We start from the raw sequence: 26,827 nt of genomic DNA on the forward strand, positions 1-26,827 counted from the left end.
GACATATTGTCATTCAGTTTTCAATGTTCATTTTTAACAATTACATTTATTTATTATATCAAATACTAATTATCCTTGTCAAGAACTTTTTTATTTTTTCTTTTCTTGAAGTTAATTAATATTTCAACAAATAATATCTTATAATAAATTGTTTTTATAATCAATGGTCAAAATTACACTTTTTTAACATTGTTTTAATCTAATTTACTTTGCGTTTTCAAACAATATCTTTTGTTTTTGACGACTTTTATATAATAGCAAGATTATTATTGAACGTCAATGGATTTTATAATATAAAATCGTTTAATATTTCACATCAAATGTATTCATTATCTTTAATGAGTATTTTTTATACCAAAATTCTATGATATGTTTTATTTAATATTTATCTTTTAAATTCTTTAATTACTTATAAACAAAAAAGCAATGACATTAAAGTCATTGCCTAACTTTATTCTTTGTTTTTACATTCTTCACACAATCCATAAATTTCCATTCGATGATGTGTTACGTCAAAGTTTGTAACGTGTTGAGCTAATTGTTCAATTTCATCCAATTGAGGATAGTGGAAATCTACTATTTTACCGCATCGTTCACAAATAACATGATAATGATTATGAGTATTAAAGTCGAACCTACTTGATGCATCTCCATAAGTCAATTCTTTTACAATACCTATCTTCTTAAATACTCTTAAATTATTGTAAATTGTCGCAACACTTATATTAGGAAAATCAGGTGAAAGTGCTTGATAAATTTCATCCGCTGTAGGATGTGTATGTGAGCTAATTAAAAATCTAACAATAGCTTGTCTTTGAGGCGTGATACGAACGCCTGACTTTCTTAATGCTATTATAGCTTGTTCAAGCTCATGTTCAATTGATTCTATTTCTGCACTCATCATTTTCACCATCTTTCTACTTTATAATTATTATTATCTTATTAATAATATAACTACTATCATACGGCATTGTCAATTATTCCATAAGTTTTATATTAATAGCCATCTTTTAAGTCTACTACGTTCTCACTTATTTCTTCTTTATTGAGAAAACGAGTTAGATTTCTTTCAAATATTTTCGTTGCTTCCTTTTTATTTTCTTTATCATTACCAGTTATATGTGCAGTAATTGTCACGTTATCTAAATCATAAAGTGGATGTTCTGATTCTAGTGGTTCATTTTCGAATACATCCAAGTAAGCATGACGTATTAATTTTTCTTTAAGTATTTCAATTAAATCGTGTTCTTCTACTATAGTTCCTCTTCCTACATTAATAAATAAAGTATCTTCCTTCATTAATTGGAAATGATGTTTGTTTAATAAATGATATGTTTCTTTGGTTTCTGGTAACGTATTAATTATTATATCCGCTTCTCCTAATAACTTGTCTAATTCATTTATCTCATATGTTTGATTAAATCCTTCTTTTTGTTTTCCTGTTTTACTTACACCTATTATTTTCAATTCGAAAGGTGTCAATAACTTTACAGTATCTTGAGCAATAGCTCCAGTACCTAAAAATAAAATTGTTTCATCCTTTAAACGTTTACCTGTCAAAGTACTATCATAAATATGCTTTTGTTGATTAATAAATGATGTTTCCATTTTTTTATGATCATTTAATATAAAAGTTAGTATATATTCTGAAAGTTGCTTTGATTGTATTCCTCTAGTATTGGTTAAAATTATTCCTTTATTCTTAATGTACTCTAATGGTAGATTGTTTACGCCTGTTGCATACCATGCAATCCACTTTAAATTCGGACAAGACTTTATAAATCTTTCATTAATCTCCCCGTCATATCCTATCAATACCTCGAGTTCTTTTTTATCATTATCTGGAATATTATCTGCTTTATCATAAAACGAAAATGAAATATCAGGATACTTTTCTATTAATTCATTTTCTATATTACCTAAACGTTTCAAGCTTACGATTTTCATTTATCTCACTCCAGTATTTGTTTTAATTCATCTATTTGTGTTTTAACTTTTACTTTTTCAATGATATTTGTAATATATCCCGCTTCATCTATTACAAACGTTGTTCTCACTATTCCCATATTTTCTTTTCCAAAACTTTTCTTCAAACGATATATTCCTACTGCATTCGATAACTTAAATTCATCATCAACTAATAAATCAAAATTCAAATGATGCTTCTTAATAAAGTTTTCGTGTTTTTTTCTAGAATCCCCGCTAATACCATAAACTTTAACTTTCATATCATTAAAGTATTGTATATTATCTCTAAAGTCACATGCTTCTGTTGTACACGTTGGTGTATTATCTCGTGGGTAGAAATATAATATTGTTTTTTCTCCCATAATGTTTTCATTAGTAATTAATTCTCCATTTTGATTCTCTAATTCAAATTTTGGAAAAAGATCTCCTATTTTTAACATCGTATCACTCATTTCTTCATATTATAATTATTATGTTACGATAGTAACGAATATTATTAAATAAGAAAGGTTGATACTCTATGAATTTCACTGAAAGTGAACGTCTTCAAAAGTTATCAAATGAATATATTTTAGGTGGAGTTAATTCTCCTTCACGCTCTTATAAAGCTGTTGGCGGAGGTGCTCCCGTAGTTATGCGTGAAGGTCATGGCGCTTATCTTTACGATGTCGATGGAAATAAGTACATTGATTATTTACAAGCATATGGTCCCATAATTACTGGCCATGCTCATCCTCATATTACTGAGGCTATCCAAGATCAAGCGGCTAAAGGGGTTTTATATGGTACACCTACTGAACTTGAAATTGATTTTAGTAAAAAATTACGAGCAGCTATTCCTTCATTAGAAAAAATTCGTTTTGTTAATTCTGGAACAGAAGCAGTAATGACTACAATTCGAGTTGCTAGAGCTTATACTAAAAGAAATAAAATCATTAAATTTGCGGGTTCTTATCATGGCCATTCTGATTTAGTATTAGTTGCTGCAGGAAGCGGACCTTCTCAATTAGGTTCTCCGGATTCAGCTGGTGTACCTGAAAGTGTTGCTAGAGAAGTCATTACTGTACCTTTCAATGACATTGAATCTTATAAAGAAGCCATGGCACATTGGGGAGATGAAGTAGCGGCTGTATTAGTAGAACCTATTGTAGGTAATTTTGGTATGGTAAAACCTCAACCAGGCTTTTTAGAAGAAGTTAACAACATCACTCATGAGCATGGAGCTTTAGTGATTTACGATGAAGTCATCACTGCTTTCCGCTTCCATTATGGCGCTGCACAAGATTTATTAAATGTTTATCCAGATTTAACAGCATTTGGTAAAATTGTTGGTGGTGGATTACCAATCGGTGGCTACGGCGGCCGTCAAGATATCATGGAACATGTCGCTCCATTAGGCCCAGCATACCAAGCAGGAACAATGGCAGGTAACCCACTTTCAATGAGGGCAGGTATTGCATTACTTGAAGTTTTAGAGCAAGATGGTGTATATGAAAAATTAGATGCTTTAGGTAAACGTTTAGAAGATGGTTTAAATAAACTTATTGAAAAACATCATATTACTGCGACAATTAATCGTATTTATGGATCTCTAACACTCTATTTTACAGATGAAAAAGTAACACACTACGAACAAGTAGAAAATTCTGATGGTGAGGCATTTGCAAAATTCTTTAAACTTATGCTTAACCAAGATATTAATTTAGCACCTTCTAAATTTGAAGCATGGTTCTTAACTACTGAACACACTGAAGAAGATATTGATCAAACATTAGAAGCGGCTGACTATGCCTTCAGTCAAATGAAATAATATTTAAAATTTAACGAACCTAAGAATGTCATTTCGCAAATATACATTCTTAGGTTTTTATATATGCGTATACTTGTATAATTTTATTTGTTGAGTGTATACTAATTTAAAAATACATTAAACTATAAACTTGTTATTTAAAGGAGCGTTGTATTTGAAATTAGGCGCACGTATACTTAAAACTGGAATTGCTATCATTCTCGCCCTTTTTATCGCTTCTTTTTTACCTGATAATGTTGGTTTGAAATCTGTAGCAGGAATAAGTGCTATTTTTGCAATGCAACCTAATATATATCGTTCAATGAAAACGATATCTGAACAAGCTACAGGTAATTTAATCGGTGCTATATTAGCAGTGATTATGGTAACCATTTTTGGTAAAAACATTGTGATTATGGGTATCACAGTCATTTTATTAATCGCCATTTTATATAAATTAAACTTGGCGCATGTAGCAACATTAGCAGGTGTCACTGCGTTAATCATTATGGGGCAACATACAGGATCGTTTTATCTTGTAGCTACATTTAGATTTATTTTAGTAATGATTGGAGTTTTAAGTGCTTCACTTGTAAACCTAGTATTCTTACCTCCAAAATTCGAAACTAAAATTTATCATAATGCGGTTAATATTTCTTCCGACATATTTATATGGTTTAAACTTGTGATTAATGATACTTCTGAATATCATCAGATAAAAGAAGATGGTGAACAGTTAGAATCTCGCATTATAAAATTAGAACAAATCTATGATTATTATCACGAAGAACGTACGTTTACAAGAAAAGCTGCTTTCCAACAAAATCGTAAAAAGATATTATTTAAAGAGGTCGTTGGAACAACTCGACAAGCTTACGAAGTATTAAACCGTATGGCTAGATATCAAAATGATTTGCATAATACAAATCATCATTTATTATTTCAAATTAAATTAGAGTTAGATTCGTTAACAGCGTATCACGAACAAATTTTAAAAAGTTTATCAAAAAAGGCGCGTTATAATGTAGATGATTTTGATAATCAGATTTTAAATCCTCAAAAGAAAAATCTTATGGATGCTTTTCAATATCAATTAATTCAAAATCCATATCAAGTAGAATATTCATATTCGAATATCATGCAAATTATCGCAGCTATTGAAGAATATCGATATCATTTAGAGCATTTAGATAGACTAAGATTAAGTTTCTTTACGTATCATCGTAATGACACAGATATTGAAATTCAAGATGAAGATTTTGATTTATAAAAATTAAATATCAATACTAAAAAAGACAAACTTAACTATCAAAGTTAAGTTTGTCTTTTTTAGTATTCATTATTTAGTTATAAATCTTGAATGCTATATAGATGTTCGTATTCACCTTTTTTAGCAATCAGTTCTTTATGTGTACCAGTTTCAACGATTTGACCATGCTGCATAACAATAATTTTATCTGCATGTGTGATTGTTGATAATCTATGAGCTACAATAAGTGTAGTTCTATCTTTACTTAAAACATCTAATGCATCTTGAATAATTGCTTCACTTTCTAAATCAAGTGCGCTTGTCGCTTCATCTAAAATTAATATAGGTGGATTATTTAAGAAAATACGCGCAATAGATAAACGTTGCTTTTGACCACCAGATAATTTTACGCCACGTTCTCCAACTTCAGTATCATAGCCATTCGGTAAATTCATGATAAAGTCGTGCGCATTTGCCATTTTAGCTGCTTCGATTATTTCTTCTTCAGTAGCATCAGGACGTCCTAATAAAATATTCTCTCTTACTGTATCAGAAAATAAAATATTGTCTTGTTGAACAAGTCCAATTTGATTTCTCAAGCTTCCTGTTAAATAATCTTTAATATTACGACTATCGATCAAAATTTCACCTTCACTTACATCATAGAAACGTGGAATAAGATTAATAAGCGTAGATTTACCTCCCCCGCTCATACCAACGAATGCTACTGTTTCACCTTTATTTATATTTAAATTTATATTTTTTAAAACTAAAGATTCATCTTCATTATATTTAAAGCTTACATTTTTTAATTCAATATGTCCTTCTTTTATTTCAATAGGTTGTGCACCTTTTTTATTTTTAATGTCATAGTCTTCATCTATTAATTGAAAAATACGATCCATAGAGGCGAAACTTTGCGTTAAAGTTGTGAATGAAGAAACTAAACGTCTTAATGGTCCGAATAATTGTTCTAAATATCCTACAAAAGCTGCTAAGGTACCTACTGTAATTGAACCAGTAATTGCTAAATATGACCCTACGCCAATAACAATGATAGGACCTAAATCTGTGACTGTATTAATAGCTGCAAATGAATAGGCATTCCATGAAGTATGTTGAAACGCTCTACTTAAAAAGTTTTTATTTTTTTTATCAAAGTTTTTCGCTTCATTATCTTCAATTGCAAAGCTTTTTATTACAGACATACCTTGAACACGTTCATGTAAAAATCCTTGTACTTCCGCTAATGCTTGTGAACGTTTACGTGTTAATTTTCTTAAACGTCCAAAGAAAAAATATACTGTAAAGATATAAAAAGGAAAAATAATAATTGCTGCAAGTGTTAATTTAATATCTAAGAAGAACATAATAGAAAGCGCAATAATAATCGTTACACAGTCTAACCAAATATTCATTAACCCAGTTAAAATAAAGTCTTTCGTTTGTTCTACGTCATTAATTACTCTCGATATAACTTGTCCCACTTGATTATTTGCATAAAATCGGGCACTTAAGGCTTGTAAATGGTCATACAATTGCTTACGAATATCATATAAAATTTTATTACTCGTCCATTGTGCTAAATATTGTCGAAGGTATTCAATTGGCGGGCGCACAATTAAAAATATAAATAGAGTAATACCTATCGCTATAGCAAGATGATGGAATTTTTCATTGGTGGTTAATGTACCATTATTAATTACACCATCAATCGCATATTTAATTAATAATGGGATTAACATTGGAATACCAAATTTTATAATCCCAATAATAATCGTTGCGAAAATACGATATTTATATGGTTTGACAAATTCTAAATATCGTCGAATCACACTGACTCCTCCTTAATTTTATTATCAAAAATTAATAGAGGTTGAACCCTCTATTCATAAACTCATTTATTTAAGAATAGGCAAGTAGTTTCAACCTCTTATTTATTACTCAAGTACTATAAACTAATTAATTACTATTTGCCTCAATTATGCTTAGTAATTACGAATTTTTTTATATCTTTGTTTCCATACTTTTATAAAGTCAGGAGCAAAAGGACCTTTTTTCTGTTCTATCCATTGTTGTAAAATGTCTACATTTCTTCTTAGTATTACGTCTATTTCATGAGGATAATTCATTTGTTTCATATGTTGTTCATATTCATCCTCATCTAACAAATGATATTTACCATTTGGATAAACTTTAATATCTAAATCATAATCAATATATTTTAAAGCTTCTTCATCACATACAAAAGGCGAAGATAAATTACAATAATAGTAAATACCATCTTCTCTAAACATGCAAATTACATTAAACCAATACTCAGCATGAAAGTACACGATTGCAGGCTCTCTAGTAATCCATGTACGTCCATCACTTTCAGTTACTAAGGTATGATCATTTCCACCAATGATGACGTGATCTGTTCCTTTTAAAATCGTTGTTTCAGACCATACTCTATGAATATTTCCATCATGTTTATAGCTTTGGATTTTTATATTTTCGCCTTCTTTAGGTATGGATTCTTTGACCATACTCCACACCACCTTTTAAAGTTTTTACAATTCGAATTATACCATATTTTTTTAAACTTCTTTAAAGAGATATAGAGAGATATTATATTTTTCTATTTACCAACAATAAACTCATAAATTTTACTCATTGATACTGGGAAAGAATAATCATCTCGATTTTCTAAATCAAACCATTCCATAAAGTCTGGTAATTGTGCTGAGTCAATATTTATATCTTCAATCACACTATAAACATTTAAATTCCAAGTTTTATGTGTAAACTGATGCTTTAATTGAAATATTATGTTCTCAGATAAAGTTAATGAATGGTTTAACTTATTTTCTAGTTTTTGAATCCCATTCGGGCTTTCAAACATTGGAAATTGCCACATACCATTAAGTAGCTTTTCTTGACGTTTTTCAATCAGATATTGACCTTTCTGATTTCTGACTAAAAAAACCTCCTGATTAATTATTTTCTTAGCTTGTTTTTTAGTTTTGATAGGTAAATCTAACGTAGTTCCTTTTCGAAACGCTTCACAATTTTCCTGTACTGGACAAAATAGGCATAACGGATTCTTAGGTGTACATATTGTTGCACCTAATTCCATCATTGATTGATTAAATGTACCCGCTTCTTCTTGTACAAAAGGTTCAAGCTCTTTTTCAAATGATTTTCTAGTAGATTGTAATTTGATATCACGATGGTCATTATTAAGTCGAGTCCATACTCTAAAGACATTTCCATCTACAGTAGCTAAAGGGCGATTAAAAGCAATACTCATTACAGCTGCTTGAGTATATGGACCTACTCCCTTTAATTCACCAAAAACTTTAGGGGATGATGGTACTTCCCCATTATAATTATGGTGTACTTCTTTAATTGCTGTATGAAAATTGCGGGCACGGCTATAATATCCAAGACCTTCCCAATACTTTAATACTTCATCTTCTTTTGCTTCACTTAACGCTTCAATTGTAGGAAATCGATGAATAAATTTATTGTAATAATCAATGACCGTTTTAACTTGTGTTTGTTGAAGCATAACTTCACTTAGCCATATATAATATGGATTAGTTGTTTCCCTCCAAGGCATTTCTCGTTGATTTTTCTCAAACCATGTCACAATATTATTTTTAAATGTCGTTTCATTTAACATTAAATTATCCTTTCTCTTACATAAAAAAATGTATAAGTTATAATACTTTCTAATATTTGATAAGTATCTTAATTTTGTTATTCTAATTTTTAGATTATAATATATATTAAATCAAGATGAAAAGAGTGAACTTTTATGGATACAGCCACTCATATTGCTATCGGCATTGGACTAACTGCTTTAGCTACACAAGACCCAGCAATGTCACATTCTATGACAGCTACTGCAACAACTTTAATTGCAGGTTCTTTAATACCTGATGGCGATACGGTTTTAAAATTAAAAAATAATGCAACTTATATTTCACATCATCGTGGTATTACACATTCCATACCCTTTACGATTTTATGGCCAATATTACTTGCTTTTATAATATATGTTATCTTTCCGCATGTAGATGTGACTCATATATGGATGTGGGCTCAGTTAGCGGTCTTTTTACATGTTTTTGTAGATATCTTTAATTCATATGGTACACAAGCACTTAGACCTATATCAAATAAGTGGATACAACTCGGTGTAATCAATACATTCGATCCAATTATTTTTTTAATATTATGTATAGGAATCACGCTATGGTTATTAGGCGTTCATCCATATCTAGTGTTCTTTCCAATTATTGGTATTTTAATTATTTATTATATTGTTAGATTTAAAATGCAATCAATAATCAAATCTCAAGCGTTGAAACACATTCATGATGAACATCATCCTGTGAAAATTTTTGTTGCACCTACTATGAAATTTATGGAATGGCGTGTAGCGATTCAAACTGAAAACTATGATTATGTAGGTAGAGCTTATGGTCGTAATATAACGTTTAGTGATAAAGTAAAACGTCAACAATTTTCACCCGATACACTTTTATGGCAAATAAAAAGTAATCCTGAAATAAGAACGTTTCTAAAATTCTCTTCTATCTATCGTTGGCAAATACGTAAACTTGATGATCAAACAACTGAGATACGATTGATAGATTTACGTTATCTAAATAAAGGACATTATTCTTTTGCAGCAATTGCACATCTTACTCAAGATCAAAAAATTGACCATTCCTATATTGGATGGGTATTTACAGAAGAAAAACTTCAAAAAAAATTGTACTCTCATTAATTCATTAACTTTAACTATAATTTAAACAACCCCTAGATGACTGATTGACAGTCATTTAGGGGTTATTATTATAACATCATAAAAAATATATGTTATTTATAGTGATTCACTCATATATTAAATATATTCATATTTCTTGTGGGCAACAAGTCGAGTTAAAATAAAATTGATAACTCCAATTAATACTAAAAAAGCAATAAAATAAATATGATACACAATATTGTACATATTTACAGATCCAAAAACAATTGAAGATGATAATCCGTCAATCAAATAATACAATGGATTAATTTTTAATATTTGATCAATCATATTTGCCTTATTATTAGGTATAAAAATGATAGGTACTAAAAAGAATAACACAATTATTGCTATCACATAAAATTTAAATACTTTTTTACTTATTAAAGTCAATAAACCTAATGTTATTGATATAAAAACAATAAATATAATCGACATTAGTATAAAATAAACAAAAGAGATCACCGATGTTTCAAGGTTTACTGGCTTAAAGATTGACGTAATCAATGATAAAACACAGATAATTATAGCCCCTATCAGTGCATTAAGGATGGGCGTAATAATAGGTGTGAGTTGAAATGATTTAGCAATAAGATAATCATAATTATATAATTTGAATGATTTATATATAATATAAGCAATAGTTACAAAAGTATAGAACGCAATTATTCGATATATCCATTGGGCTTTTTCAATTTCTTCTGTATTAAAAAAATACATCACTCCAATTATGATACTAATGATAATTAATTGTATTAAAAATAAAATCACATCATATTTCCAAGTCTCTTTTACTTTTGCTTTAGCTAAATGTAAAAGAGATGGAAAATGTTTAAAATATAATATTAACTTATCTATCATGTTTACACCTACAATTCGATATAAATCCATTTACTATTTTTCATATCTGCAATTAAATATCCATTATTTAATTTTGAAATCCATACATTACCTTTAATATTAAATTTACGCTCTAATTTTGATTTATCTACTATAGGAAATACAAAACCAGTTAACTTATCCTCATCATTAAATAACATTTTAATAGGTTGTTGTGTAATAGGCACCACAAATCGTTGATCTTTTTCAGGAACAAGTGTCTTTTTCACTTGCTTATGTGGTTTATGTAATTGAGTATTAAAATAATCAACATACTTACTGTAGTTTGACTTCATATAAGGCGCTAAAGTACTAAATTTATGCGTTTCATATAATGCAGCAGGATTAAAATAATAAATTTTGTTCTTACCTACTTCATATGTATCATCATCGACAATTAAGCGATATTTTGAAGCACTTTCTCCAGTAATCGTCACAAAAGAATATTTTGGCATTTCAATATCTTGATGATTTGATAATGTCACTTCATCATGTAAAACAATTCCATAAGAAAGTTTATTTTCAAAAGGATCCGTGTCTTGATTTTGAACTTTCTTCTGAGATTCGTTGATAGGAATTTCAATTTTTCCTATATTATTCACTACTAGTGTGCCAAGTAACACTAAGACGATTAACGTTGAAACTAAAAGCGTCCAAAATTTAACTATAAAATCCGGAACTTTAACATGTTTGTATCGTTCGACTCTTTTAAAGTTATAACTCATTTCCGGCAATCTACTTCTACTTTTCTTCCAATCTAAATCAAAATTCTTAAGTGTTTCTTCATCGTCGATACTTAATCTATCTCTTTCATGATCATTAAATACCGGTAAAACGTCATTTAAAGACCCTTCCATACGCACTTGTCCGTGAGAAATCCAAGTAACATAGTTACTCACTTGAGATATTTTAGAAATATCATCGTCTACAAATATAATTGATAAGTCATTAGACACATAGTCTTTTGAAAGTTGTTTTGCCTTATTTAAAAACGCTTCATCAAGATATTCGAGAATATGACTTAAAATAATAATTTCTGTTTTACAAACTCTTGCAACACTTAAAATCAATTGCGCATACTCAGAGTGACTAAGTTTATTCACTTGAATCGAAGATTTATCATCTAAATGCGCATATTTAATAATTTGATCGACAATATGTGAAGACGTCTTGTAATTAAATAAGCATTGTGTTTCTTCAATATAACTTTTAACAGACATATTTAATAAATGTTTGTTTTTTATATCTCCATAATAAATACTTGCTGATTGTACAACTTTCCCTCTATCAGGTGCAATATCTTGGGCCATAATTCTTCCAATCAATGTTTTGGATGAACCAGGTTCTCCTATGAGTGCAAGGGCTTCTCCTTGATAAATGTGTAAAGATATTTTATTTAATTCTATGTCTTCCGCGCCATATCCAAACGGCAGATACCACTTTCTATTCTTTTGGTTTCTATAGTATTGTGTAACATTTAATAATTTTAAAACGATTGAACTTCCCATTTGTGTTACATCCTTCTAAATTTTTAATAATGCAATGGGTAAACCCTCTTCAGGATTCGTACTATTTATTCTATAACCCCAAGCAAAAACCCCTTTTAAACGTTCAACTTTAAAGTATTGTTCACTACCATCATTTAATTTATATATTCTACCTATGTTAATTTTAGAACGATCGACTAAATAACTCTCAGCTACAATGACTTTGCTTTCATAAACATCATATTCATTCATTATGCCATTCATTTCAGCTTTACGCATTTTTTCTTTACATAATTGTATTGCATGTCTCAATTCCTGTTCAGACATTTCACTTAATCTTTTGTCACTCATCTAAAATACCACTTTCTGCTAATTTAATTTTTATTTTATCATAATTATATCCTTTTCTCATAAGTGCTTCTATTGTTTTCATTTTTAAAGTATTACCGTCATGTTTACGACGTTGTTTATTATAAACTTTTTCTAAATCCTTTTGTAATAAGTCATCTAGCACTTCTTCGTCTTGAGCAAAGTCTAACTCATTAAGTACATATTGTGCAGTTTCTATTGTATATCCTTTTTGGATTAAGCTATGCATTACTTTTTGCTTTACTTTAACAACAGGACCTTTTTTAGTTTTCATTATTTTTTTAGCAACATGAATGATAGATTCTATAGGTTGCTCTTCTTCATATCGTTTAACATATCTATCTATAATATTAGGTTCTACTCCAACTTGGTATAGTTTTTGTTTAAATACTTCAGGTCCTTTATCTGTTGTGTTAATCATTGTATTTTTTAAACTTTCAGCGTAATCTTCATGATTAATATATTGCTCTTTATAACAATATTCAATCACTTTTTGTACTGCCATTTCATTAATACCATTCTTTTTCAAATAATCACTAACTTCTTTTTCAGTTCGTTTTTTATATGATAAATATTGTATTGCCATATTAATCCCTAGACGATAGTGTTCGTATTTTTGAATTTTTTCCATTTCTGCAGCATCTATCATTTGGTTCTTTTTCAAATTGAATTTAACGAGTGTATCTATATCAATTCCCATTTCAAATGCTTCATCAAGAAAGAGATTAAATCGTTCTTTATTATTTTTTTGAACTTCTATTTTAGTAATTTTCGGCATCATTATTCTCCTCATACTAATTAAAAATTGTATTTTAATAATATATTTATTTTATAACAGAAAATCTAACACATATAGTATTTGATATTAAAAAAGAGCGAAATGGAAGTTTATTTATTCTCATTCTCACTCTTAGTTTATATTCAATTAAATTGTTATATTACTATATTAATAATTATTAAGTTGCGATAAGGCTTCTTGATATTGACTGTCAGAAATATAATTCTGTTGTCTCATTTTTTCTAAATTCACTTTAATTCGATTCTTGAAATTATTTGATACGTTATTAATATCATATACACTTGGGGCATTAACTTTACTTGCTAGCATTGCACTTTGTAATACAGTAATAATCGGATAACTACTATTATTTTGATTTGTAGTTGCACCAAAATAGTAATTTGCTGCACTTTCAATATCATATTGATTATTACCATAGTAAATATTATTCAAATAAAAACTTAATATCTGATTTTTACTGTATTGCTGTTCAACTTTATGCGCGACAAATAATTCTTTTAATTTACGTGTAAATGAACGTTCATTATTGTAATAATAATTTTTTACAGTTTGTTGAGTAATGGTGCTCCCACCTTGTACATCTTGTTCACTAATCGTTGAAAATAATGCACGTGTTGTCCCTTTTATATCGAATCCATGATGTTTAGAAAAACGTTCATCTTCCATAGATATAAAGGCGCCCTTAACATAATTCGGCATATTGTCTGATGATACAAAATTACTCTTATTTTCAATCGTTTGTAAATCATCGACATTCGCTCTAGATGATAAAAAATACATTAATCCAGTAAACAAAGCAACTATAATAATAAATATAATAAGCATTCTTAGAAAGAACCGTTTACTTTTCTTCTTTTTCGGTGGTGAACCCACAGGTTGATAATAGGTATTATAATGAGGCTCATTTTGATCATAAGTTGTTTTCTCTTTTGGATAGTTATCTCTTTGTCTTCTTTTCATGGGTTTGCTCCTTTACTTAAAGGTCACTCTATAATTGAGAGTTTAACAATAAGTGTTATTTTTATCTATATAAACAATCAAAAATCAGTCTCAAGGTGTATCATTGATTTTATATCGCTGAAATTTCCAAGTTACTTTGAAGAAGATAGAGAGGAATTATTTAAATTTGGATAAGAAGATTTAAAAAACGATATTAAGTTCATCAATATATACATTCTTAAAAGTAACATTTAAAACATATTTTCTCCATTTCTAGAAAACAAGGAAAACAAATCAATCAGATGCTTATGAATTGACACGATTTATAATGATACATTCTCAGTTTCATTGAAGCCTATCCAGAATACAGTTACATTGTAATTCAATCATCGACTATCAACACATTAAAAATGCCTGAGACAATTACATATGTCTCAGGCTCAAATATAACTTTCAAAAAGTTATTTTAAATTAATCATTTAATTTTTTAACGATTTCTCTATTGAAATCATCTAAATCATCAGGTACACGACTTGTTACAATATTATTATCGACTACTACTGATTCATCAACAACATTGGCACCTGCATTTGATAAATCTTTACGAACATTTAATACTGCAGTTAAAGTGCGACCATTTAAATCATCAGTATCAATTAAAACTTGAGGTCCGTGACAAATAGCAAATGTTGGAACATCATTTTTAGTAAAGTATTTTGCAAATGTTCCATAACGTCCTTCTGCATCTCCACGTAAATTATCTGGAGAGAAACCACCAGGAATTAATAATGCATCATAATTTTCTGGTTTAGCATCAGCAATACTTACATTTACTGTAACTTTTTCGCCATGTTTCCCAACAACTTCAGCGTTCGCAGTATCTCCAATAACTTCAGTTTCAAATCCTGCTTCTTCTAATGCTTCTTTAGGACTTGTTAATTCTATATCTTCAAATTCATCAGCTAAAATAATTGCTACTTTTTTAGTCATAACCAAAATCACCTTTTCTTTCGTTTTATTATATTTAATATATAGACAAATTTAAGATGGTTTAAACATAAATATTAAATTTAGTTAAAAACTTTTTCATACTCCACAATTACTTAGAAACTAACTTAACTTTTTCTTCTAATTGATCTAATAATCCAATCCATTCATCAATATCTTTTACACTTACTTCATCAGGATTAACGTGGTCAATATCTTCTAAAAATTTAGACAATCTTGTTTTAATTTGTTCAATAGTTTGTTTTTCATCCATCGGAATTTAACTCCTTATATATAATATTTTTAGCTTTTATTCATAACTATCCTAACAAAATTTGACAAAAAGAGATATAATTCTAATAATATTTATTGTAATTTTATAAAGAAGAATGTTTTAAAAGTTTAGGAGTTTTTATAATGACAACATCAAAAATTAAACAAGCAATCTCAATTTATAATGATCCATGGGAAGCTTATAATGATATTAAACAATTCGATCAACTCACTTTGAGTAATGTAGAATTTACTACAACAAATTTATGTAATATGAGATGTAGTCACTGTGCAGTTGGTTATACATTACAAACAAAAGATCCTGATCCATTACCTATGAATCTTATTTATCAACGTTTAGATGAAATTCCCAATTTACGTACTATGTCGATTACAGGTGGAGAACCTATGTTTTCAAAGAAATCTATAAATAATGTTGTTAAACCATTATTAAAATATGCGCATCAAAGAGGCATATATGTGCAAATGAATTCTAATTTAACGTTACCTCAAGATCGATATCTAGAAATTGCTGAATATATTGATGTCATGCACATTTCTCATAATTGGGGTACCATCCAAGAATTTGCAGAGGTGGGCTTTGGCGCAATGAAAAAACAACCTCCTTTAAAAGCAAAGTTAAAATTATATGAACAAATGCTAGATAACGCTAGTACATTATCTGACCAAGGGATGTTTGTTTCAGCAGAAACAATGTTAAATCAAAATACCCTACCACATTTAGAAAACATACATAAAGAAATTGTTAATGATATGAAGTGTAGTCGTCATGAAGTTCATCCTATGTATCCAGCAGATTTTGCAAGTCAACTCAATGTATTATCATTAAAAGACATGAAACAAGCTATTCATCATTTATTAGACATTCGTGATAAAAACACTTGGATGTTATTTGGTACTCTCCCAATCTATCCTTGCATAAACGATGAAAATGACCAACTTTTACTTGAACGATTAAGAAATGAAAAAAATGTTACTGTTCGAAATGACCCAGATGGCCGTAGTCGCTTAAATGTAAATGTATTTAGTGGGGACGTTATTGTAACAGATTTTGGTGATGAAAACGGAACAATTTCTAATATTAAAAATGATAAGCTCACAGATGTATTTGATGCTTGGTTATCAACAGATTTAGCAAAATCTTTAAATTGTCATTGTGAAGCTTTCCAATGTTTAGGACCAAATGTATTAGTTAAAAATATGTATTATCCAAATACAAACTTTAGAGAAAATGAAATCGAAATGCACACTGAACATCGTTTTCAATAAAATTAAAAGAAACTAGGACATAATTTCTAGCAAAATAGCCAGTAAATGAGTTTATTATAAATTCATTTACTGGCTTCTTTCTTTATAATACTGCGTATTATTGGCTCGCTTTCTTAGGGGATAGCTTCAGCCTGTAGTCTTCAGCTTATCCTATTGTCTCAAGAATCTTGCCAAAATACTTTGTATTTATATGTAATTTTACGTTGAAATATTTTAAAAAAAACAAGGCCCTAAGGCTCTTTCGTATCATTTAATGCCAATACATATAATTTATATCATATGTATTGACATTTATTATAAATCCTAAATATTTTCTATGTGCTGCGCTTCAGATAAAAATTCAATCGTTCTTTTACTGTCTTCGCGTCGTTCTTTTCTTCGTTGAACACGTTTTGGTGCCCCTTCATAGAACCACTTTTCTATTTTTGTTTCAGGGTACACCTTAGGAATACGTGTTGGTTTTCCATTTTTATCTAGGGCAACAAATGTTAAAAAGCTCAATGCTGCTAAATGCCTTTCCTTATTTATCACATCTTCAATAATAATTTGCACACAAATTTCCATTGAACTTGACCCTGCGTAACTTACCATTGCTTCATAAGACGTAATATCCCCTGTTTTTATAGGCCTTAAAAAATCCACCGAGTCGGTAGAAGCAGTAACCACTTGTGCATTCGCATGTTTCATAGCTGTAATTGCAGCTATTTCATCAATATTAGCCATCAATGATCCACCAAACATTGTATGGTGATGGTTAGTATCTTGAGGAAATACTTGTCGTGTTTTAATACTTTTTGATTCAGACATAGATTTTTTATTAACTTGAGAATTTGACATACTTTATTTCTCCTATTCCTAATTTAAATGAGTTATTGTGCCCAATTCCCATTTTCGAAAACTAATTCTTTAGAGCCGTCTTGTAAAATACCATATATCGTTAGATCTGAACTTCCAATCATAAAATCCACATGAACATTAGAATCATTTAACCCACTTGCTATTTTTTCTTCAGTAGACATTTCTGTGCCACCTTTAATATTAAACCCGTAGGCTGAACCAATAGCAAGATGACAAGATGCATTTTCATCAAATAAAGTATTATAAAAGATAGTATTACGATTTGAAATTGGCGAATCATCTGGAACTAGAGCAACTTCTCCTAATCGCTTAGAGCCTTCATCTGTGCTAATTAAATCTTTTAAAACTTCTTCACCTTTTTCTGCTTTAACATCGATAATTTCACCATTTTTAAATGTTAAAGTGAATCCATCAATAATATTACCATTATAACTTAATGGTAATTTATTAGTTACATAGCCATCTACATGATTTCTATCTGGTGCAGTAAATACTTCTTCCGTTGGGATGTTAGCAATAAATGGTTGTTGATTTCCATTTACATAGCTTGTTGCATCTTCCCAAATATGTCCTTTTGGTAGTCCTACTGTTAAATCAGTGCCTTCAGACATATAATGTAATGCCTTATAATTTTTTTCTTGAAGTTTATTTGCATGTACACTTAGAGATTTCACATGTTGCTCCCAATTTGTTATTGGGTCATTTCCATCCACACGTACAATTTCGAATACTTCATCGATAAATTGACTGTATGCTTCTTCTTCAGGCAAATTAGGATATACACTTTTTGCCCATGCTTTAGATGGAAATGCAGCTACTACCCATGGAAATGCATTTTTTTGGCTACCTTCCATATACCCTTTGAATGCTTGTCCATAATTAAACTGAGACGCTTTTAATTTTTCTGCATCAATGCCATTTAATAAATCTGGATCACCGGAAATAAGTGCTAAATTCGCTGCTCCTCTACGAGCATAATCCATACGCTCTTCAACATCATAAGCTTTAACAGCATGATTTTCAAAATAATCAACAGCTTCATTTTCATATTTTAAGCGTTCTAAAATAGGATCTGAATATACCACTCTTACATCTGAAGCGCCTTCTTGATAGGCTACTTCGACAATTAAGCGCGTTAAATCTATAGTTTCTACAGATGTTCTGATAAATACAGGCTGATTTTGTTGAACGTTCATACCTACTTTTACTAATAATTCTGCATATTGTTTTAATTTGTCTTGATAATCTTGATTGGCCATTTAAATTCTCCTTACTCGTGACGTAAATTACCTAATTCATCAGCAATTGCTGTAATTTCACTTGGTGAAAATGAATCTTTAGACATAACAAAATCATGAATATCTTTAATATCCTTTGTATCTGTATCTTTAAATTTTTCTGGATTAATTAAAGATTGATTTACAATATTTAATTTTTTTCGAATATTTTTAATCATTTGTTCATTATTCTGTGCCATTTGTTTCACCTCTTTATGATCATATTTTATCAAAGTATAAAAATTTATTAAACTTTTATAGAAATTAGTAAAATTATGACTTTATAAATGTTAAAAATAACTATAAAATAGTTTATATATTAAAGTTTGGAGGAGTACAAGATGGTAGATGTAGCTTTTGTATGTCTTGGAAATATTTGTCGTTCTACAATGGCTGAAGCAATCATGCGTCAACGATTAAAAGAACGCGGTATTTCTGATGTTATTGTACATTCTAGGGGTACTGGACGTTGGAATTTAGGTGAACCTCCTCATCAAGGTACTCAAAAAATTCTGAAACAACACCATATCCCTTTTGATGGTATTATTAGTGAATTATTTGAACCTGATGATGATTTTGATTATATTATCGCTATGGACCAAAGTAATGTGGATAATATTAAATCAATTAATCCCAATCTTAAAGGTCAATTGTTCAAATTGCTAGAATTTAGTAACATGGAAGAGACTGATGTGCCTGATCCTTATTACACAAATAATTTTGAAGGTGTATATGACATGGTACAATCATCTTGTGACAATTTAATAGATTTCATCGTTAAAGATGCTAATTTGAAAGAGGGGTAACTAAAATGGAAAACAAATTTGTTCCAGGTATTATTATTGGTGCTATCGTTGGTGGAGCTGCTACTTTAGCAGATAAATCAACACGCAATGCATTAGTACAATCATTCAAAGACATTAAAGAAGGTAATCGTTCTCGTAAACCTTCTAAAATTACTTCAATTAAAAATGAAGTATTGTATTGGAAAGATACGATCGAAGAAATTCGTCGTAATAATCCAGAATTAGAAAAATCAATTAAAGATGCTAAAGATACATTTGTAAATCGTAAAAACAATCGTCTTAGCTAATCAAATATAATTGACAGAAAATAAAGGCAAAATTCCTTTTTACTTAGGTAGTTTTGCCTTTATTTTAGAATTAATTTTTAAGGAGACGTCTATGTCAAAAAAAAATCAATCAAACTCTAAGTACCTTAACTCTATTAAGGAAAAAGAGACAGAAAATAAAGAGAAAATAAAGGTTGATCGTACATACGTAGAACCTCAGGAATTTCAATCAAAGAAGCCTAAAAAAGATAAACAAGTTTTTTTCGTTTCTAGATTGAATAAACCTGCAAAATACACTAAAGATTCTAATTTTTTATCTTATCTTATTTATCGTATTGGTAAAGATGATGCTTCAGGTTTAGCGGCTCAAATGACGTATCACTTTGTATTAGCTTTATTCCCAATGTTAATCTTTTTATTAACTTTATTACCATTATTCCAAATTGATCCTCAGCAAATTAAAGACTTAGTTAGTCAAAATGCTCCTGCTGAGACTGCTGACGTTGTTACTAAAATTTTTAAAGATATTACAAGTAACTCTAGTGGCAGCTTATTATCAGTTGGTTTGATTTTAGCTATTTGGTCAGCATCAAATGGTATGACAGCAATTATGAATTCATTTAATGTTGCTTATGATGTTGAAGATGCTCGTAATCCTATTGTTCTTAAATTATTAAGCATTTTGTTTACAATTGTTATGGCTATTGTATTAGCTATAGCTCTAACATTACCTACATTTGGTAATTTTATTAAAGATCATCTATTTGGTCCGTTAGGTTTAGATCAACAAGTCGCTTGGATATTTGATTTAGTGCGTATATTGTTACCACTTATCGTTATTATTATTTTATTCTTAACATTATATTCAGTAGCACCTAACGTTAAAACTAAGTTTAAATCTGTATATCCTGGTGCAATCTTTACTTCTATTGTATGGTTATTAGGATCATTTGCATTTGGTTGGTATTTATCTAACTTTGGCAACTATTCTAAAACATATGGTAGTCTTGCTGGAATCATCATTTTATTACTATGGATTTATATTACATGTTTTATTATTATTATTGGTGCTGAAATTAATGCAATTATCCACCAAAGACATGTGATTAAAGGTTCTACACCTGAAGAAGCTGCCTTAAAACATGATGATAATAATGAAAATCACTACAATGAAAATACAAAATATGAATACGATTCTACAGCATCATCTAAATATGAAAAAAATTATGATGTGGATCCTACACCAAATGACACACATAGTAAACAAGAATCTTTTGTTGATAAAATTAAAGATAAATTTGATAAAGATAATAATAAATAGCTATAGAAAAGAAAATATCTAACAAAAAAACTCCTTATGAGATAGTCATTTTTAGACCTCTTTATAAGGAGCTTTTTTATTATTGAATTAAATTATGTTGGAATGCATAAATAACCGCTTGTGTTCTATCTTGTACCTCTAGTTTACTTAAAATATTACTCACATGTGTTTTTACTGTTTTAATTGTAATATGTGAAGCACTGGCAATTTCTTGATTAGAATAGCCTTTAGCAATTAATAACAATATTTCCATTTCACGTTCAGTGAGCATTTCATATAATTCTGCTTTCTTCTTCATTCTATTTCTCATTTTTACTAAAACTTCTGGCTCAAATACAGATTCTCCACGATATGTTTTTCTAACTGCTTCTGCAATATCACTTGCACTTGTCGTTTTTAATATATAACTATCAACCCCTGCATCAAGTGCCCTATATACTTCTTTATCTTCTATAAAACTTGTTAACATGACTACTTTGATATGAGGCAAATCTTTTTTTATTTGTGTCGTCGCTTCTACACCGTCCATATCATTCATTAACAAATCCATTAAAATTAAATCAGGATTTAACGTATGTGCTTTTTCAATTGCCTCTTTTCCTGATGATCCTTCTCCTACTACTTCAATATCAGATTGAGTAGATAAATAACTTGAAATACCAATTCTAACCATTTCATGATCATCTACAAATAATACTTTAATCGTCATATTAACCCTCCTCTTTCGTTAAAGGTGCTTTTACCTCTATTCTAGTTCCTGAATCTGGTAGAGATACGATATGAAACGTTGCACCTATTTCTAATGCACGTTCTCTCATATTTTTCAATCCATAACTTTGTTCTACTTTTTCATCTACGTTAAAACCTTTACCATTATCCTGAATTCTTAATAATAAATAATCTTGATGATTAAATAATTCTACTGTCACTTTAGTTCCATTAGAATGTCTTAATGTATTTGAAATTGCCTCTTGTGTAATTCGAAATAGATGATCTTCAATTCCTTTAGGAACTTTAAAATCTTGTATATCATAAATGACTTTCATAGGTACTTTCTTTTGTAAATCAATGACTAAATCTTTAATACCTTCCCCTAATGATTTATCTTTGAGTCCTAAAGGTCGCAAATGTAGTAATAGCGCTCGCATCTCTAATTGAGATTCTTGTATCATTTTCTCAAGTACTGGAATTTGTTGATTAAGAGGTGGTGCTAGTTCTGTTTCTTTTATCGCTGATAGCATCATACTTGCTGCGAAAAGTTGTTGACTTACTGAATCGTGTAGTTCCCTTGCTAAACGCTGACGCTCATCTTCTATGATTTTTTTAACTTTAATGTCATTCATATTGTAGTTTTCATTTGTTAAATTTTGAGTTTTAATTCTTAATCTCTGTAATTCTTGATTTAAAGGCACTAACATTTGATAAATATCAATCGTTTCATTATATAGTTCTATGTTTTTATCATTAATCCCTACCGTTTCACCTTCAATGGCATGTTCAATTTGATTCTTTATCCAATCATTTTGCTGATTTATTTTATAAGCTAATACAGAGCCAACGATAATACAAAGTAAAATAATCACTAAATTAAGAAATAGAAACACAGGTATACCAAATATTTGAGTATAGAACATTCCTTGAAAATATATAATATTTACAAAAACTTTATCTATAAATAAAAACACAGTTAGCATGCTATACACTAAAATAAGCATGGATCCTATTGCTCTTAAATAGTGATTCATCGATAAATCACCTCAACATCACCAATAAATGTTGATACATATATATTTACACTATAATTTTCTTCTTTAGGTTTTTCTTCTACTTGAACATGATTATTTTCTACTTTATATGCTTCTCCATTTATATAAGCTGTACCATAAAATGCTGCCATGTGAAGATTAATATTATAATTAACTGGAACAATCAGTTGTACTTTACCTAAAATATGTCTAACTACAATCGTATTATTTTCTTTGATATTTGCTGCTTTTGTCATATCAATATGAATATCTCCAACCCCATGTTGAATTTGCACATCTTCCCATTTATATACATATACTGGAGTACGTTGTTCACCTAGCCAACGTTGTTTAATAAATTGAGGAGAGGTCACTTCTTCTTCCGACGCCACAATCTTCAAGGGTTTAAATTTAAAAACTAAGTATCTAATAATGATTATTACTAAAAATATAAATAAAATAATAATCGTATATTTGTTGGATAACAAGGTAAACGCTATGAGTAGTGCTCCTATCCAAAATGCTAATAACCCTCTTACTTTATGAAAGTAAAGGTATCCTACATAAATTAATATACACCCTAATAATAAAATAAATAAATATCCAATTTTTTCAAAAAAGATGTAATAAAAGTTAGCGATAATCATTAGCGCTGTAAAAATAATTAATAATTCAGTAGATATATATTTACGTGTCAATGTGTCCCTCCTGATTTTAATTAAGCTACATAACTCATTTGTTCAATTATTACATATTGTTCTTCTGCAGCAATACGTTCTTTCGTACAACGATGAATATTAGCTTCAATTTTGGCATAATATGCTTCAAATTTATCTAAACGTTGTTTTAATAAATCTATTTCATAATTATGAACTTCCTGAGCATTCTTTATATTATACATATTTATCATATCAATATACTTATTCTCTAGTGTAGCAGATAAACTGTCAATTAATGTATTGATTTTTTCTTTTTTATTTTTTAAATATTTTATATATCGTTCCATACTCTGAAGCTTATCATCTAATAATGAACGATAATCATTAATATTATTTTTTATAATTATTTTTAAAAAGTGTTGTAAATATAAATCTAAATAATTCATAGAACCACCTCGTTGTTTACTAAACTTTATTATAAATGAGTGGAAGCTTACTTAATATAGTCCTAGGAACCATTTTCTTCTCATACTTAAGTACGATTAATTTTAATTTAAAAATAGGACATATGAGTTGAATACCATTAAAAAGAGTGATTTAAGGTGATATCCATATATATTAAACATTATTTCACTTCACATGTTCGAATTTAGTTTTTCATTTATCGCTGATACTAACTATTTATTATTTGGTGTTGTGTTTTTTAAAGTCTGTTCCTTTAGATGTTTCAGTAAAATGAGTGTTCTGTAATATTGTTCAGTTGATTCATTTTGACTAATTAAGCTATATTCTTGGTAGCTTTATTTTTGATTACATGTTTTATGTCCGCTCTTATTTGGAAATTTGGCAAAGTAGAACAACGTCGGTCATAAAAAAGCCTAAGACATCATTGTTGTCTTAGGCATAGAAATTATCTTTTTTCACTTATTCAGAAACTTTATGTCCCGGATTCTTTTTTAATATGCTACCAGTTCTTGAAAATACATTTTGTCACAAGTTTTTTCAACATCAGAGACTCCAAATCCCAACATAGAAATGTTCTTTATGGAACATTTCTATGTTGGGGAATCATTGTCAGTGTGGGACGACGACATCAAAATGACTTCTTTTCAACTTCATTTTTCTTAATCAATTTTTGTTGTTAAAATCGGACCATCTTTCGTAACAATGACAGTATGCTCAATTTGGGCCACAAAGCTTTTATCTTTAGTTTCAAATGCCCAGTCATTTTTGCCTTCAGTAACAAATGTTGCTTTAGATGAAATAAAAGGTTCTACTGCAATGACTACGCCTTCTTTTAAAAGCGTCTTATCTTTAGGGTCATAATAATTCATAACATGACTTGGCGCTTCATGTAAAGATTGTCCTACACCATGACCTGTTAAATTTTTAATGACAGTTAAATCATTTTTACGTGCTGTAGCATGTACTGCTTTACCAATATTACTTAATTTTGTACCTGGTTTTACTTTAGCCATTGCTGCATCAAATGATTCAAGTGCTACATCACATACTTTTTGTTTTAAAGGGTTATCCGCTTCTCCTACTACAAAAGAAATGCCAGTATCTGCATAATATCCATTTTTTAATGCTGAAACATCTATATTAACTAAGTCCCCTTCACGAATAACACGTTTACCAGGTATTCCATGAGCGACTTCTTCATTAACACTAATACAAGTTTGACCTGGGAATTTTTCATCATGAATAGGTGCTGAGATTGCACCATGTTCTTCAAATAATTCTTTAGCGATATTGTCTAATTCTTTTGTAGTAATACCAGGTTTAGTTGCTTCTTGCATTGTATCTCGCACTTTTGCACATATATATCCTATTTCTTTTAACGCTTGTAATTCTTCATCTGTTTTTACAATCATATTATCCCGTTCCTTTTTAAAAAATATTCCACCTTATTATACCAAAAATTTTTTGATATACTAAATAAGAAATGTAATATCTACTGACTTGATGTCTCACTACATCAAACTTGATATTAAACTTATTCTAATATTATAATCATCACGTTCGTTCTTTGAGAGGATTTAACAATATGAATCAATGGTATAAACATATTATAGGCGCTAGAACAATAAAAACGGGGCTAGCTACTTTTCTAACAACTTTATTTTGTTTACTATTAAACTTAACTCCTATATTTGCAATTTTAACAGCAATTGTTTCGATCGAACCAACTGCTAAAGCTTCTTTACGAAAAGGTTATCGTCGACTTCCTGCTACCGTCATTGGTGCATTGTTTGCAGTTATTTTTACGTATATCTTCGGCGATCAATCTCCATTTACTTACACCTTTAGTGCTATTTTTACTATTTTAGCGTGTACGAAATTAAATCTCCAAGTTGGTACAACTGTTGCAGTATTAACTTCAGTTGCTATGATACCTGGTATTCATGAAGCCTATCTTTTTAATTTTTTCTCAAGACTCTTAACAGCTTTAATTGGTCTAGTAACTGCTGGATTAGTAAATTTTTTCGTATTACCGCCTAAATATTATCATCAAATCGAAGAGAACTTAATTCATTCAGAAAATAAATTGTATGAACTATTCGCTTCTAGATGTTATGAATTATTATTAGGAAAATTTGATTCAGATGATAGTAATACTTCATTAGCAACCTTATCTAATATGAATAAAAAAACAGATACGTTAATGAATTATCAACGAGATGAATTACACTATCATAAAAATAACGAAGATAAATGGAAACAATTAAAAGATATGTCAAATAGAGCGTATATTGATAGACTCCTTGCTACACATTTATCAAATATTATTTATTTACCAAAAAATGTAAATATTTGTTTTACTACTGAGGAAAAAATGGCAATTATAAAAATTAGTAATAGTATCAACAATATTCCTTTAGATGGAGTTTTTAAAAGAGAATCTAAGTCTGTATCTACTTTAAAATCTTCAGTCAAAATATTAGAAGAATTCGATAAGAATCAAATTAAGAGTCATGTTATTTATGAAATTTTACTTATCTATAATTTACTAGATAATCGATTTGTTAAAGCATAAAAAAAAAACGTTGGATGAATTG

29 protein-coding genes are annotated in these 26,827 nt (G+C 29.2%); 8 read left to right on the forward strand and 21 right to left on the reverse strand.

What is annotated here, in order from left to right; translation table 11 throughout:
• Positions 1-451 precede the first annotated feature (451 nt).
• From perR to HMPREF2953_RS04365, 3 genes are all read right to left on the reverse strand, one after another.
• Positions 452-901, reverse strand: a complete 450-nt coding sequence (gene perR, locus HMPREF2953_RS04355) for a peroxide-responsive transcriptional repressor PerR (protein WP_017175209.1) — start codon at positions 899-901, stop codon at positions 452-454.
• Between the two features lie 95 nt (positions 902-996).
• Positions 997-1,947 (reverse strand): phosphoglycerate dehydrogenase, encoded by a 951-nt coding sequence (locus HMPREF2953_RS04360; RefSeq protein ID WP_002455140.1) that lies wholly within the window; start codon positions 1,945-1,947, stop codon positions 997-999.
• A gap of 5 nt (positions 1,948-1,952) precedes the next feature.
• Positions 1,953-2,408, reverse strand: a complete 456-nt coding sequence (locus tag HMPREF2953_RS04365) for a peroxiredoxin (protein WP_002455139.1) — start codon at positions 2,406-2,408, stop codon at positions 1,953-1,955.
• 80 nt (positions 2,409-2,488) lie between these two features.
• On the opposite strand from HMPREF2953_RS04365, the gene HMPREF2953_RS04370 reads away from it, so the two are divergent.
• Entirely contained in the window at positions 2,489-3,778 is a 1,290-nt protein-coding gene (locus tag HMPREF2953_RS04370; RefSeq protein ID WP_070671995.1) for a glutamate-1-semialdehyde 2,1-aminomutase, read from the forward strand.
• 154 nt (positions 3,779-3,932) lie between these two features.
• Complete coding sequence (locus HMPREF2953_RS04375; protein WP_002448314.1) at positions 3,933-5,027, forward strand: FUSC family protein; 1,095 nt, start codon at positions 3,933-3,935, stop codon at positions 5,025-5,027.
• A gap of 77 nt (positions 5,028-5,104) precedes the next feature.
• Here HMPREF2953_RS04375 and HMPREF2953_RS04380 read toward each other — a convergent pair whose 3' ends face one another.
• From HMPREF2953_RS04380 to mutY, 3 genes are all read right to left on the reverse strand, one after another.
• Entirely contained in the window at positions 5,105-6,841 is a 1,737-nt protein-coding gene (locus tag HMPREF2953_RS04380) for an ABC transporter ATP-binding protein (protein ID WP_070671997.1), read from the reverse strand.
• Between the two features lie 153 nt (positions 6,842-6,994).
• Entirely contained in the window at positions 6,995-7,537 is a 543-nt protein-coding gene (locus HMPREF2953_RS04385; protein ID WP_002450077.1) for a nucleoside tri-diphosphate phosphatase, read from the reverse strand.
• Positions 7,538-7,629: 92 nt separating this feature from the next.
• Positions 7,630-8,676 (reverse strand): A/G-specific adenine glycosylase, encoded by a 1,047-nt coding sequence (gene mutY, locus HMPREF2953_RS04390; protein ID WP_049335603.1) that lies wholly within the window; start codon positions 8,674-8,676, stop codon positions 7,630-7,632.
• 135 nt (positions 8,677-8,811) lie between these two features.
• Between mutY and HMPREF2953_RS04395 the strand changes: the two genes are divergently transcribed.
• A complete protein-coding gene (locus HMPREF2953_RS04395) occupies positions 8,812-9,789 on the forward strand; it encodes a metal-dependent hydrolase (RefSeq protein ID WP_049335604.1) in 978 nt (325 codons plus the stop codon).
• A 117-nt stretch (positions 9,790-9,906) separates the two neighbouring features.
• Here HMPREF2953_RS04395 and HMPREF2953_RS04400 read toward each other — a convergent pair whose 3' ends face one another.
• The 7 genes from HMPREF2953_RS04400 to HMPREF2953_RS11240 all read right to left on the reverse strand — a co-directional run bounded on the left by HMPREF2953_RS04400 (position 9,907) and on the right by HMPREF2953_RS11240 (position 15,544).
• A complete protein-coding gene (locus HMPREF2953_RS04400) occupies positions 9,907-10,671 on the reverse strand; it encodes a teichoic acid transporter (protein WP_049335693.1) in 765 nt (254 codons plus the stop codon).
• 8 nt (positions 10,672-10,679) lie between these two features.
• Positions 10,680-12,197, reverse strand: coding sequence for an ATP-binding cassette domain-containing protein (locus HMPREF2953_RS04405; RefSeq protein WP_070671999.1), 1,518 nt, complete (start codon positions 12,195-12,197; stop codon positions 10,680-10,682).
• A 15-nt stretch (positions 12,198-12,212) separates the two neighbouring features.
• Entirely contained in the window at positions 12,213-12,527 is a 315-nt protein-coding gene (locus HMPREF2953_RS04410) for a YfhH family protein (protein ID WP_049335608.1), read from the reverse strand.
• On the reverse strand, positions 12,520-13,323 hold the full coding sequence (gene recX, locus HMPREF2953_RS04415) for a recombination regulator RecX (protein ID WP_070672001.1): 804 nt from the start codon (positions 13,321-13,323) through the stop codon (positions 12,520-12,522). The genes HMPREF2953_RS04410 and recX overlap by 8 nt, the downstream gene beginning before the upstream one ends.
• A 168-nt stretch (positions 13,324-13,491) precedes the next feature.
• Complete coding sequence (gene sgtB / locus HMPREF2953_RS04420; protein WP_070672003.1) at positions 13,492-14,304, reverse strand: monofunctional peptidoglycan glycosyltransferase SgtB; 813 nt, start codon at positions 14,302-14,304, stop codon at positions 13,492-13,494.
• A gap of 450 nt (positions 14,305-14,754) precedes the next feature.
• Positions 14,755-15,273 carry a type 1 glutamine amidotransferase domain-containing protein gene (locus tag HMPREF2953_RS04425; RefSeq protein ID WP_002450071.1) on the reverse strand — a complete coding sequence of 173 codons (519 nt, stop codon included), beginning with the start codon at positions 15,271-15,273 and terminating at the stop codon, positions 14,755-14,757.
• Positions 15,274-15,382: 109 nt separating this feature from the next.
• On the reverse strand, positions 15,383-15,544 hold the full coding sequence (locus HMPREF2953_RS11240) for an SE1561 family protein (RefSeq protein WP_002450046.1): 162 nt from the start codon (positions 15,542-15,544) through the stop codon (positions 15,383-15,385).
• Positions 15,545-15,687: 143 nt separating this feature from the next.
• On the opposite strand from HMPREF2953_RS11240, the gene yfkAB reads away from it, so the two are divergent.
• Complete coding sequence (gene yfkAB, locus HMPREF2953_RS04430; RefSeq protein ID WP_070672005.1) at positions 15,688-16,833, forward strand: radical SAM/CxCxxxxC motif protein YfkAB; 1,146 nt, start codon at positions 15,688-15,690, stop codon at positions 16,831-16,833.
• Between the two features lie 303 nt (positions 16,834-17,136).
• On the opposite strand, the gene HMPREF2953_RS04435 is transcribed toward yfkAB, so the two are convergent.
• From HMPREF2953_RS04435 to HMPREF2953_RS04445, 3 genes are read right to left on the reverse strand one after another with little or no spacing between them, the layout of a single operon-like run.
• A complete protein-coding gene (locus HMPREF2953_RS04435; protein WP_070672006.1) occupies positions 17,137-17,670 on the reverse strand; it encodes an acyl-CoA thioesterase in 534 nt (177 codons plus the stop codon).
• 32 nt (positions 17,671-17,702) lie between these two features.
• Positions 17,703-18,950, reverse strand: coding sequence for an aminopeptidase (locus HMPREF2953_RS04440; RefSeq protein WP_070672009.1), 1,248 nt, complete (start codon positions 18,948-18,950; stop codon positions 17,703-17,705).
• Between the two features lie 11 nt (positions 18,951-18,961).
• A complete protein-coding gene (locus HMPREF2953_RS04445; RefSeq protein ID WP_002450082.1) occupies positions 18,962-19,168 on the reverse strand; it encodes a DUF1128 domain-containing protein in 207 nt (68 codons plus the stop codon).
• A gap of 141 nt (positions 19,169-19,309) precedes the next feature.
• Between HMPREF2953_RS04445 and HMPREF2953_RS04450 the strand changes: the two genes are divergently transcribed.
• The 3 genes from HMPREF2953_RS04450 to HMPREF2953_RS04460 all read left to right on the forward strand — a co-directional run bounded on the left by HMPREF2953_RS04450 (position 19,310) and on the right by HMPREF2953_RS04460 (position 21,361).
• Positions 19,310-19,774, forward strand: a complete 465-nt coding sequence (locus HMPREF2953_RS04450; protein WP_070672011.1) for a low molecular weight protein-tyrosine-phosphatase — start codon at positions 19,310-19,312, stop codon at positions 19,772-19,774.
• A gap of 5 nt (positions 19,775-19,779) precedes the next feature.
• Positions 19,780-20,061 carry a hypothetical protein gene (locus HMPREF2953_RS04455; protein ID WP_002450075.1) on the forward strand — a complete coding sequence of 94 codons (282 nt, stop codon included), beginning with the start codon at positions 19,780-19,782 and terminating at the stop codon, positions 20,059-20,061.
• 91 nt (positions 20,062-20,152) lie between these two features.
• Entirely contained in the window at positions 20,153-21,361 is a 1,209-nt protein-coding gene (locus HMPREF2953_RS04460; RefSeq protein WP_049335621.1) for a YihY/virulence factor BrkB family protein, read from the forward strand.
• A gap of 79 nt (positions 21,362-21,440) precedes the next feature.
• Here the strand turns inward: HMPREF2953_RS04460 and vraR are convergent, their stop codons facing one another.
• The 5 genes from vraR to map form a co-directional block, all read right to left on the reverse strand.
• Positions 21,441-22,070 carry a response regulator transcription factor VraR gene (vraR, locus tag HMPREF2953_RS04465; protein ID WP_002450048.1) on the reverse strand — a complete coding sequence of 210 codons (630 nt, stop codon included), beginning with the start codon at positions 22,068-22,070 and terminating at the stop codon, positions 21,441-21,443.
• Between the two features lies 1 nt (position 22,071).
• A complete protein-coding gene (locus HMPREF2953_RS04470) occupies positions 22,072-23,106 on the reverse strand; it encodes a sensor histidine kinase VraS (protein WP_070672013.1) in 1,035 nt (344 codons plus the stop codon).
• Positions 23,103-23,804, reverse strand: coding sequence for a cell wall-active antibiotics response protein VraT (gene liaF / locus HMPREF2953_RS04475; RefSeq protein WP_070672015.1), 702 nt, complete (start codon positions 23,802-23,804; stop codon positions 23,103-23,105). Before liaF ends, HMPREF2953_RS04470 begins: the two co-directional genes overlap by 4 nt.
• 20 nt (positions 23,805-23,824) lie before the next feature.
• A complete protein-coding gene (locus tag HMPREF2953_RS04480) occupies positions 23,825-24,211 on the reverse strand; it encodes a hypothetical protein (protein WP_070672016.1) in 387 nt (128 codons plus the stop codon).
• Between the two features lie 678 nt (positions 24,212-24,889).
• Complete coding sequence (gene map / locus HMPREF2953_RS04485) at positions 24,890-25,642, reverse strand: type I methionyl aminopeptidase (RefSeq protein ID WP_002450057.1); 753 nt, start codon at positions 25,640-25,642, stop codon at positions 24,890-24,892.
• A 173-nt stretch (positions 25,643-25,815) separates the two neighbouring features.
• On the opposite strand from map, the gene HMPREF2953_RS04490 reads away from it, so the two are divergent.
• Positions 25,816-26,805: an FUSC family protein gene (locus HMPREF2953_RS04490; protein ID WP_049335627.1), complete on the forward strand. Its 990-nt coding sequence runs from the start codon at positions 25,816-25,818 to the stop codon at positions 26,803-26,805.
• Positions 26,806-26,827 lie beyond the last annotated feature (22 nt).

The sequence above is a fragment of the Staphylococcus sp. HMSC072E01 genome (genome assembly GCF_001814125.1).
Classification (GTDB): domain Bacteria; phylum Bacillota; class Bacilli; order Staphylococcales; family Staphylococcaceae; genus Staphylococcus; species Staphylococcus hominis.